Consider the following 10,100-nt stretch of genomic DNA (forward strand, 5'->3'; position numbering starts at 1 on the left):
GGCTAAGTCGGGCCGGCGGAGGAATGGCTTTGCACCCGCCGGGTCTCCTTCTAAAGTCGCCGCCATGCGCCATTCCGCTCGATCGCTTTCGCTCCGTGTCCCGCAGCCGACCAGACCGGCGGGGCTCGGCGCATTCCGGGCCGGGTCGTTCGCGGCGGCCTTGTTCTGTCTGGCGGGGCCCGCCTCGGCCGAGCCGGTTCCGGTCCCCGCCGCTCGGCCCGACGCGATCCGTTCCGCTGTCACACCCACGCCACCCGGCGCGGTGCGGCTTGCGAACGTGCCGCTGCCCGCGCCGCGGCCGATGGACCTCGGCGAGCCGCGCACCGTCGATCCCGGGATCGGTGCGCGGGTGTCACCGCCGGCGCAGAAGTCCGAGCCGGTCCAGGCGGCTCTGCCGCCTCAGCCGGCGCCCCAACCCGCGCCCGAGCCCACGCCGGCCCCCGAGGCGCGGCGGGCGCCCCCGGCGGAGAGCGCCACCGAGCTTCCCGCCCTCTGCGCCGCGCTGGTGGAGCAGAAGACGATTGAAATGGAACGCGCGCCCCCGGTGACGGAGCGGCCGGGATGTCCGCTCCCGGTTCCGGTCCGTCTCACCGCGGTGCGCCTCGCCGACGGCAACCTCGTCTCTTTCGCGCCCGCGGCCATCATGCGCTGCGAGGCGGCCGTGGCGGTTGCGACCTGGGTGCGCGAGGATATCGGGCCGGCCGTCGCGGCCCTCGGCACGCGGCTCGAAGAGGTCAAGGTGGCGGATTCCTACAGTTGCCGCCCGCGCAACCGGAAACGGGGCGCGAAGATCAGCGAGCACGGCACCGGCAACGCATTCGACACCTACGGCTTCGTCCTCGCGGACAAGCGGGTGTTCGATGTGAAGGGCCAGAAAATGCCGACGGCGTTCGAGGCCGCGCTGAAGGAGTCCGCCTGCGCCCGCTTCACGACGGTTCTCGGTCCGGGCTCCGACGGCTATCACGAGGACCATGTCCATGTGGACCTCGCGGTTCGGCGCCTCGATATCCGGCTGTGCAAATGGCGGATCAAGCTGCCCGAGGCACCGGCGGTCGCACGCGTCCCGGAGCCGAAGCCCGCAGCGGGGGGCGACGACGCGGCCGCGCCCGAAGACGCCGCCGCGGCTACCGAAGAGGCGGCGGCCGCGGAGCGGCACGCGGCCGAGCCCGACGACGTGCCGTATCCCCCGCGCCGCCCGGCGAGCCTGCCGCCGCGCCGCGCCCAGCGGGGATAGCACCCGCCCGGCGCGCCTGCGCCAAAAAGCCAGAAGGCCCGGCGGGGCCGGGCCTTCGAACACCATTCAGCGCGTAGAGCGGGCGGTCAGAGCACGACCACGGACGCGCCGACCGGCACCCGGCTGTAGAGGTCGATCACGTCCTCGTTCAGCATGCGGATGCAGCCGGACGAGATCGCCTCGCCGAGCAGTTCCGGCTGGTTCGTGCCGTGGATGCGGAACAGGGTGTCCCGCGACCCCTGGTAGAGATAGAGCGCCCGGGCGCCCATCGGATTGTGCGGGCCCGGGCCGACGAAGTTCGGCAGCCCGGCGATGCGCTGGTGGATCTCCGGGGTGGGCGTCCAGGTGGGCCATTCGGCCTTGCGGCCGATCTTGGCATCGCCGCGGAAAGCCAGGCTCTCCTCGCCGACCGTCACGCCGTAGCGGATCGCCGTTCCGTCGCCCTGGACGAAATAGAGAAAGCGCTTGTCGGTATCGACGACGATCGTGCCCGGCTTCTCGCGCCCGGCATAATCGACGATGTGCCGCGCGAACATCCCATCGGGTCGCACCTTGGGATAGGGGGCATTGGCCAGCAATTGCCGGTCGCGCGGCTTCAGCGCCGCTTCGGGGGCCGGCTGCGGGGTCGCGGTCATGCACCCCGCGACGGCAAGCCCGAGCAACACAGCCGCGAGCGTCCGCACCCTCATGTGAGCCTCGTAAAGAATCATGGTGAACGGAATCGATGACGTCCCTCGATTACCGGAACCGGAGCGGGCCTTGAAGGGGCCTCAAAGCCGCCACGGTGCGGTGCGGGAAAGACGTGGCAAAAATGTCTCAGCTCCTCACCTTTCGGCAGCCATTAACCCGCGTTTACAAGCTTGGCGCCATCCTCCCGCACTAAGACCTCAGTCATGCCGCTGCGTTTGCACAGTTTCGACGCAGTCGCACACCATCTGAAGGATGTCTTCACAGGACGGCGCGTTTGTTTTAGGCAGCGCGCCCAAGTAAGGGAGAGTGAGTATGTCCAACGCCCATCCCGCGCAGGAACCTCCTCGCGCGGAGGCTGAAGTTCAGCGTCCCGTCAATCAATCGGCGCAGTGGCGCGACATCGGGATCACGGCGGTTGCCGCTGCGGCCCGGTATGCCGGAACGGCGGCGCCCGCCAAGAGCGCCGGCGAGCCCAACAAGGTCGTCACTCTGCGCGACATCGACCACCTCGCAGCCTGATCCGTCCTGCGCGACCTTTCGGCCGCCGCAGCGTTGAGGCTTCGATCCTGGGCCTGCGACCATCGCCGCAGGCCGGCGGCTGGTGAGGCGATCATGCTGGTGGCGTATGCGTTCTCCGGGGGCAGCTTGCGCCCGGTCCCGTTGGAAAGCGGCGAGGTTCCACCCGCCGCCATTTGGATCGATCTCGTTTCGCCGACGCCCAGCGAGGACGCGGCCGTCGAGCGCTCCGTCGGGGTCGAGGTTCCGACCCGCGAGGAAATGCGCAAGATCGAGCCCTCGAGCCGGCTCTATGTCGAGGACGCGGCGCGCTACATGACGCTCTCCGTGCTGTGCACGGACGATGACGGGCCGCGCGTCACCCCCGTCACCTTCATTCTCGTCGATGGTCGCCTCGTGACGGTCCGCTATGCCGATCCCCGCGCTTTCGCGCTGCTGGCGGGGCGGCTCGGAAAATCGTGCCCGGCGGAGGTCGCCGGCGACGTGGTCCTGATGGAATTGCTCGAAACCCTGGTCGACAAGATCGCCGAGGCGCTCGAGGGCGCGGGCGAGGATATCGAGCTTTTGTCCCGCCGGATCTTCGAGCGCGACCGCGTGGGAAGCCGCAATCGCGACTATCGGGCCATTCTGACGCTGATCGGCCGCAAGGAGGGTCTTACCTCCTACGTGCGCGAAGCCCTCGCATCGGTGAGCCGGCTGGTCGCCTTTCTCGGCACGACCACCGAGGACGTGCCGCTCCGGCCGGCCGTCAAGCGCGAACTGAAGAGCATGGCGCGCGACGTCCAGGGCCTGTCGGACTACGCCAATTTCCTCGGCAACAAGCTGCAATTCATGCTCGACGGCACCGTCGGCCTGGTCAGCCTCGAACAGAACAACATCATCAAGATTTTCGCGGTGCTCTCGGTGATCTTCATGCCGCCGACGCTGATCGCCTCGATCTACGGCATGAATTTCGAGCACATGCCGGAACTCGGCATCGCGGTCGCCTATCCGATCGCGCTGGTCGCCATGGTGGTCTCCGCGATCCTGCCCTACGTCTTCTTCAAATGGCGCGGCTGGCTGTAGCGCCGCCGCTCAGACGTTCTGCCCGCCGTCGATATGGATCTCGGCGCCGTTGAGGTAGGACGAGGTCTCGGTGCACAGCACATAGATGATCTTCGCCACCTCGTCCGGCGTGCCGAGCCGCCGCAGCGGGATTTCGGCGACGATCTTCTCGGTGCCGGGCGAAAGGATCGCCGTGTCGATCTCGCCGGGGGCGATCGCGTTGACCCGCACGCCGCGCGGCCCGAAATCGCGCGCCATCTCGCGCGTCAGGCCGGCGAGGGCGGCTTTCGACGTGGCATAGGCCGCCCCGGCGAAGGGATGGACCCGGGCGCCGGCGATCGAGGTCACGTTCACCACCGAGCCCCGCGCCGCTTCGAGTTCCGCGATCAGCCCCCGCGCGAGCATGATCGGAGCGAAAAAATTCACCTGGAACACGTGCATCCAGGTTTCCCGCTCGGTATCGAGCGCGCCGAGCCGGCTGCCGCCCTCGCCCTTGGGGGAGATGCCGGCATTGTTGACCAGGGCGTGCAATTCCCCCTCCGGCAGCCGCTGGCGGATCTCGCGGATCGCCGCCTCCGTGTCGGCGGGATCGGAGAGGTCGACCTGGATATGGTCCTCCGGCCCCGCACCCCACGGGCATTGTTCCGGAAAGGCCTGACGCGAACAGGTGATGACGCGCCAGCCGGCGCTGGAGAAGCGCTTCACCGTCGCATGGCCGATGCCGCGCGAGGCGCCGGTCAGCAGCATGATGCGCGGCGCCTGGGAAGTAGCGGGGGCCATGGGATCCTCGGCAATGGGGGGCCGGCACGTCCGGCCGGGGGGATTGCCGGCGAGGCAGCACATTCCCGCCCGCCGCGTCAAGAAATCACGGATAGAGTCGCGTCCGGCTCCATGCGCCGTCCGGCCCCGAGCGCCGGAACACGACCCGGTCGTGCAGGCGGAAGGGACGGTCGTGCCAGAATTCGATCGCGGAGGGCACGACGCGGAAACCCGTCCAGTGCGGCGGGCGCGGCACCTCGCCGAGGGCGTAGCGGGCCGTAATCGTCGCGACCGCGGCTTCGAGCGCGAAGCGGCCTTCGAGCGGGCGCGACTGGCGGCTCGCCCAGGCGCCGATCTGGGACAGGCGCGGGCGGGTCGCGAAATAAGCGTCGGCTTCCGCCTCGCTCACCTGTTCCACCGGGCCGCGCGCCCGCACCTGGCGGCGCAGCGACTTCCAATGAAACACCAGGGCCGCCTTGGGCTGGCCGGCGAGTTCGGTGCCCTTGGCGCTCTCGGTATTGGTGAAGAAGACGAAGCCCCGTGCGTCTAGTCCCTTGAGGAGGACCATGCGCGCGTCGGGCAGCCCGTCCGCGTCGACCGTGGCGAGGGTCATGGCGTTGGGGTCGTTCGGCTCGGCGCCCTGGGCGTCCGTCAGCCAGTCCGCGAACAGGCGAAAAGGTTCGCCGGCTTCGGTGAAATCACCGGATGTTAAGGGGTTTGTGGCTTCGATGGTGGAGTTGGACATGCTGTAGGGGCCCTCATCGTGCGGCGTCGTCAGGTCAGTGCGGTCCGTCGTGGCGCGACCCGGCCTTTATATCAGGAAGCTGCGGCCTTGCGGCTCCGCATGCGGATGGTCGCGATCTCGGCCCTGCTGTCGTGCGCCGTGGCGGGGTGCGGAATTCTCAGGTTCGCGGAGCCGGCCGATCCCATCGTCACCGGCTCGCTGAAGGCGCAGCCGGCCGTCTATTCGGCCGACGACGCCCCGGCCGGCATTGCCGGGGGCGATTGGGCACTCGCCAAATCGGCGCTCCAGCAGGCCATCGCATCGTCCGATACGGGCGCCAGCATTCCCTGGGACAATCCGAAGACCGGGGCGCGGGGCACCGCGACGCCGATCGGCGCGGCCACGGCGGACGGGTGCCGCGATTTCCGTATCGGCGTGGTCGACGCGACCGGCGAGCAATGGGTTCAGGGTGCCGCCTGTCGCGATGCCAAAGGCACGGTCAGCCTGTCGCAGGTCCGCGTGCTCGGTCGTGCTTGAGCACCGCCGTTGCAATCGGGCAACATGTCCCCACATGAGGGGTGAGGCCGGCCGGAAAGCGTCGGCCCCGAGGTGATATTCCATGCGCGATCCATACGACATTCTCGGCGTGACGAAGGCCGCCGACGAAGCCGAGATCAAGCGCGCCTATCGGCGGCTGGCGAAGAAGCTGCATCCGGATTCCAATACGGCCGATCCGAAGGCGCAGGAGAAGTTCTCCGAGCTGACGACGGCCTATGACATTCTCTCCGACAAGGAGAAGCGCGGCCAGTTCGACCGCGGCGAGATCGACGCGGAGGGCAAGCCGCGCATGCACGATTTCGCGGCCTATGGCGGCGGCCGGCGGCCGGGCGGCTTCTCCGGCTTCGACACCGACACGTTCGAAACCTTCACCTACGGCCCGGACGGCGGGCGCCGCCAGAACCGGGCGGGGCCCGGCTTCGAGGATCTCGGCGACCTGTTCGGCTTCGGGCGGCAGCGCCGGGCCGGGGGTGGCGGTTTCCAGCCGCCGCCGGGCGCCGACACCGAAATGACGCTCCCCGTCAGCTTCGAGGAGGCGAGCGGTGGCGCGAGCAAGCGGGTGTTCCTGCCGAACGGCAAGCAGGTCGACGTCAAGATCGCCCCCGGCACCCTGGAAGGCCACCGCATGCGCCTGAAGGGGCAGGGTGAACCAAGCCCGATGGGCGGTGCTGCGGGCGACGCTTTCGTCACCATCTCCTATGCCGCGCACCCGCAGTTCCGCCGCGAGGGCGACGATCTGCGCTACGAGGCGCCGGTCCCGCTCGAGGATGCCGTGCTCGGCGCCAAGGTGCGCGTGCCGACCTTGTCGGGGGCGGTCGATCTCAACATCCCGGCCTGGACTTCCGGCGGCCGCGTCTTCCGGCTGCGCGGCAAGGGCCTGCCCAAGGCGTCCGGCGGGCACGGCGATCTCCTGGTCGGCGTCGCGGTCACGCTCCCGGCCGAGAAGGATGCGGACCTCGAGGCCCTGATGCGCAAGCGGCGGGGGTGAGAAATCGGTTCACCGCAACCGGTCGAGCGGTTGCGTTAATACTATGTTAAGATATCGTTTCCCGGCTGAGTGATTCGATTTGCCATTGTCCCCGCCGTGCGGCTAAGGTCGCGCCGGCGGGCGATGGACGATACCTCCTTCGCAGGCCCGATGGTGGCGGTTCCGCCCCTGGTTGTTTGCGTCATGTCCGGGGGGTCGTATGGCAACGACGTTGAACGTCAATCTTAGCGACGCGATGCGCACGGAGCTGGCGCAGCCCGGCGTCTATGCCTACGCGATCCTTTACGGCAACAATTCCGAGACCCCGCTGGAATATATCCAGTTCGCGAGCGGCGGAACGGTCGATGCCTCCATCGTCCTCGATCTGACCACCGTCGACCGCCCGACTCTGGACGGGGGCAAGGTCTATTTCGTCATCCAGTCCACGGACGAGCCGAGCTATCAGCTTTCCAGCACCATCACTCAGGCCGAGATCAACTGGAACGCCTCGGTCACGTTCGACTACCGCTATGACAGCGTCGAGGTCAGCCTCCTCGACAAGACCGGCGATGCGGCGAACCTGACCTCGGTTGAGGGGTTCGGCATCCCCATGGTGCTGAGCGCCTCGACCGGCACGCGCGGCTACAGCATCAGCGGCGCGGAAATGTTCGATAAGCTGGCCGCCGCCGCGCCGGTGGTGGAGGACTACCCGCCGATCTCGGATTTCAACGGCGGGCCGCTGGCCGGCGACGATCGCCTGGCGGTGTCGCCCACCGTCGCGGTGGTCGACGGCAACGACTATCCGCTCTACACGACCGACGTCTGGCAGCCTTACGTCGACTCCTTGAAGAGCCCGTCGAGCCCGATCGTGCTCACCGGCTTCTTCAACGGCGCCCCGGACCTTGAAGCCGGCAAGCCCGAAGGCTACCCCCAGGTGTGGCGCAATGCGGGTTTCTTCAGCTACACGCTGGAATGGGATCCGGACACCGACGGCGGCGTGTTCTGGCTGAACCCGTCCGAGAACAGCCAGATTCAGGGCTATATCAAGCTCACCGAAGCCAATCTGGTGAACAGCATCTATTCCAGCCTCGGATCGGTCGAGATCTATACCGAGAAGTCCGACACCACGCCCTACATGGTCTATGACGACGCCAGCGCCATGAATGTGGGCGCCAACAATCAGTGGGGCAGGGTACTCCAGCAGCTCACCGTGGGGCTCAGCGCGGGCTATTTCGGGGTGACCGGCGTTTCGCTGAACGCCGAAGAGACCGCCGCGATCGACCTCAACAAAAATTACAATTGGGATCCGACCTACGCCTTCGACAGCGCGCACGTGTCCGGCGATCCGCTCTATTACGATCCCTATTCGGCGGTCCTGTTCAAATATTCGAACTCGTACGGCTCGCAATATTCGGACGCGCTGATGGCGGCCTATGCCCAAGGCGGGCCGCTTCTGCCGACCTATTCCGGGTCGGGCAACGTCACCGAGCTCACCGTCACGCTCTATGCGGACAGCGATCCGGCGCCGGTCGGCGGCTATACCGAGCCGGAAATTTTCAATTATGTCGCCCCGAACCAGGACGGCCATTACAGCGTCACCACCTGGACGCCCTCGAACACCTCGAACATCACGTTCGATTTCGGGTCTGGTCAGCTCATGGTGCTGCGGGACGACGTTCCGATCGTGTTCCGCTTCATCGTCGGTTATGACGGCGACACCCCGGTCTGGGAGGAGGTCACGCTCGGCAGCGACGGCGCGACGAGCTGGCAGAACTGGAATATCGTCTATTCCGACGGCGCCTATTCCGTGACCGGAACCGGGGCGGGATCGCAGACGCCCGGCAGCCTCGTCGTCACCGGCATGCCGATGGCCGAGTCGGGCGTGAGCTGGTATCAGCTCGTGGTCGGCTCCGGCGCGGTCGAGAAGACGTTCAACCTCTACACCACGACCACCGAGGGTGAGTTCGTCAATTTCCAGTCCGATCCGTCTCTGTTCGGCATCGACGGGCTGGCGAATCTGGCGTCGACCGCGACGGCGGATCCGACCCTGACCACCTTCACGGTCAACGTCACCGGCGCGCTGCCGACCGTCGATATGTCGCTGCTCGAGCTGAACACCGATCCCGCCTTCATCGCACTGCTGGCGCAGCCGACCGCGCCGGTCGCCGGCGTGCTCACCGAGGACGGGTTCGTCTCCGCGGCCGGGCAGACCACCGACACCGACGTCGTCGCGACGATCTATAGCGGCACGCTCGCCTTCGGCTGGACCGGCCACAATTCCGATGCCTCGACCGTGTCCTGGATCAGCGGCTACACCAACAAGATCCAGGCGCTCACCGTCGCCCAGCTCTCCTTCACGACCAACCTGACCAATTATCTCGCCCCGATCCTCGCGGAATCCGACATTGACGGGCAATGGTTCACGCCGGTCATGCAGCAGTTCGGCAATGGCGACTATGTCGTCACCATGACCTCCTACACGATGTCCGACACCGATTTCACCGCCCCGCTGACGCCGGTCAGCAGCACCCTCTCGTTCACGGTGGACATGGCCGAGTTCGCCCTCACAGCGGGCGGGTCCGGCAATGGGCTGGTGCTGGACGGCGTCACCGGACCGACCGAAGGCAATTGGATCGATTTCACCGTCACCGGTTCCAGCCTCGCCCGGGAGGCGACGCTTCTGATGTATGCCGTGGACGGTTCCGGCAACATGGTGAGCCGTGACGGCGCCGTGACGCTCGATCTCCAGGACGCGATCATCGGCGCCGTGGGCGCGGTTCCCAACGACCAGGGCGCGCTCATGGTCGATGGGGTACAGTCGGTCTATCTGGGGGTGGGGCACGAATTGCGGTTCGCGCTGCTCACCGGCGAGAGCACGCTCGACCTCGCCCCGAGCGTCGCGGTGACGCCGGCCGCGGGCGGCGCGGTGGACCTGACGGTCGGCGGGATCTCCCTTTCCGCGGTCACCAACAACACCCTTTCGGACGGCGCGGAACTGGCGAGCGTCCAGCGCATCTACGACCTGCCGTTCGTGTATCTGGAGCAGGGCGCGGAACTCAGCGTCGGCGTCGCCGGCAGTGCGGCCAACACCAACACGCTCGGCTTCGTGCGCTTCGATTTCGATCCGCTCACCGGCGACATGTCGGTCGCCGGGGTCGCCTATGGCGACACCGACGCCTTCGACGCCGCGGTGCGCGACCATCTGGACACGGGATTCAGCGCGGCCTATGGCGGCGGAAATTTCGAGGATACCGGAAGCTGGACCGTCGCGGGCGAGACCGGCTATTACGCGCCGGTCCTGCTCACCCAGAGCGGCGAGGTGCTGGTGATCGGCACCGAAGCCAATCCGGGCGGCGACGCCTTCATCCGGATGTATGGCGAGAACACTTTCGGCTTCGAGGATCTGACCGCCGCCGAGGGCTCGGACTTCGACTATAACGACATGGTCATGCAGCTGGTCCCCATGATCTGAACGGGGCCGGGCCGGAAACTGAAAAAGGCCCCGCTCGGCGGGGCCTCAGACCGCTGACAAACCCCTGGCGCGAGCCGGGGGTTTTTGATTCATTCGGGTATGCTGAAGAAACCCGGCCCGACCCAGACCGCTCTTG

General features: G+C 67.4%; 9 protein-coding genes. 6 read left to right on the forward strand and 3 right to left on the reverse strand.

Annotation, left to right across the window (positions count from 1 at the left end; all coding sequences use genetic code 11):
• Nucleotides 1-277 precede the first annotated feature (277 nt).
• Entirely contained in the window at nucleotides 278-1,234 is a 957-nt protein-coding gene (locus EDC64_RS16085; protein WP_165933795.1) for an extensin family protein, read from the forward strand.
• 86 nt (nucleotides 1,235-1,320) lie between these two features.
• On the opposite strand, the gene EDC64_RS16090 is transcribed toward EDC64_RS16085, so the two are convergent.
• Nucleotides 1,321-1,923, reverse strand: coding sequence for a L,D-transpeptidase (locus tag EDC64_RS16090; protein WP_207916113.1), 603 nt, complete (start codon nucleotides 1,921-1,923; stop codon nucleotides 1,321-1,323).
• A gap of 313 nt (nucleotides 1,924-2,236) precedes the next feature.
• On the opposite strand from EDC64_RS16090, the gene EDC64_RS16095 reads away from it, so the two are divergent.
• Nucleotides 2,237-2,443, forward strand: a complete 207-nt coding sequence (locus EDC64_RS16095; protein ID WP_132033177.1) for a hypothetical protein — start codon at nucleotides 2,237-2,239, stop codon at nucleotides 2,441-2,443.
• A gap of 93 nt (nucleotides 2,444-2,536) precedes the next feature.
• Nucleotides 2,537-3,505: a magnesium transporter CorA family protein gene (locus tag EDC64_RS16100; RefSeq protein ID WP_132033179.1), complete on the forward strand. Its 969-nt coding sequence runs from the start codon at nucleotides 2,537-2,539 to the stop codon at nucleotides 3,503-3,505.
• Between the two features lie 9 nt (nucleotides 3,506-3,514).
• Here the strand turns inward: EDC64_RS16100 and EDC64_RS16105 are convergent, their stop codons facing one another.
• Together EDC64_RS16105 and pdxH are read right to left on the reverse strand one after the other, a co-directional pair.
• Nucleotides 3,515-4,264: an SDR family NAD(P)-dependent oxidoreductase gene (locus tag EDC64_RS16105; protein WP_132033181.1), complete on the reverse strand. Its 750-nt coding sequence runs from the start codon at nucleotides 4,262-4,264 to the stop codon at nucleotides 3,515-3,517.
• Between the two features lie 85 nt (nucleotides 4,265-4,349).
• Nucleotides 4,350-4,988, reverse strand: coding sequence for a pyridoxamine 5'-phosphate oxidase (pdxH, locus tag EDC64_RS16110; RefSeq protein WP_165933796.1), 639 nt, complete (start codon nucleotides 4,986-4,988; stop codon nucleotides 4,350-4,352).
• Between the two features lie 87 nt (nucleotides 4,989-5,075).
• Here pdxH and EDC64_RS16115 point away from each other — a divergent pair, with 87 nt between their 5' ends.
• From EDC64_RS16115 to EDC64_RS16125, 3 genes are all read left to right on the forward strand, one after another.
• Complete coding sequence (locus EDC64_RS16115; RefSeq protein WP_245504737.1) at nucleotides 5,076-5,504, forward strand: RT0821/Lpp0805 family surface protein; 429 nt, start codon at nucleotides 5,076-5,078, stop codon at nucleotides 5,502-5,504.
• An 82-nt stretch (nucleotides 5,505-5,586) separates the two neighbouring features.
• Nucleotides 5,587-6,513, forward strand: coding sequence for a DnaJ C-terminal domain-containing protein (locus EDC64_RS16120; RefSeq protein ID WP_132033183.1), 927 nt, complete (start codon nucleotides 5,587-5,589; stop codon nucleotides 6,511-6,513).
• Nucleotides 6,514-6,712: 199 nt separating this feature from the next.
• Nucleotides 6,713-9,964, forward strand: a complete 3,252-nt coding sequence (locus tag EDC64_RS16125; protein ID WP_132033184.1) for a DUF4114 domain-containing protein — start codon at nucleotides 6,713-6,715, stop codon at nucleotides 9,962-9,964.
• Nucleotides 9,965-10,100 lie beyond the last annotated feature (136 nt).

Source organism: Aquabacter spiritensis (assembly GCF_004346185.1).
Taxonomy (GTDB): Bacteria; Pseudomonadota; Alphaproteobacteria; order Rhizobiales; family Xanthobacteraceae; genus Aquabacter; species Aquabacter spiritensis.

What these genes read in the sequence shown, in the direction of transcription:
- EDC64_RS16125 (WP_132033184.1), top strand. Translation starts at nt 6,713, where the DNA reads ATGGCAACGACGTTGAACGTCAATCTTAGCGACGCGATGCGCACGGAG.
- EDC64_RS16105 (WP_132033181.1), bottom strand. Translation starts at nt 4,264, where the DNA reads ATGGCCCCCGCTACTTCCCAGGCGCCGCGCATCATGCTGCTGACCGGC.
- EDC64_RS16090 (WP_207916113.1), bottom strand. Translation starts at nt 1,923, where the DNA reads ATGAGGGTGCGGACGCTCGCGGCTGTGTTGCTCGGGCTTGCCGTCGCG.
- EDC64_RS16095 (WP_132033177.1), top strand. Translation starts at nt 2,237, where the DNA reads ATGTCCAACGCCCATCCCGCGCAGGAACCTCCTCGCGCGGAGGCTGAA.
- EDC64_RS16100 (WP_132033179.1), top strand. Translation starts at nt 2,537, where the DNA reads ATGCTGGTGGCGTATGCGTTCTCCGGGGGCAGCTTGCGCCCGGTCCCG.
- EDC64_RS16120 (WP_132033183.1), top strand. Translation starts at nt 5,587, where the DNA reads ATGCGCGATCCATACGACATTCTCGGCGTGACGAAGGCCGCCGACGAA.
- pdxH (WP_165933796.1), bottom strand. Translation starts at nt 4,988, where the DNA reads ATGTCCAACTCCACCATCGAAGCCACAAACCCCTTAACATCCGGTGAT.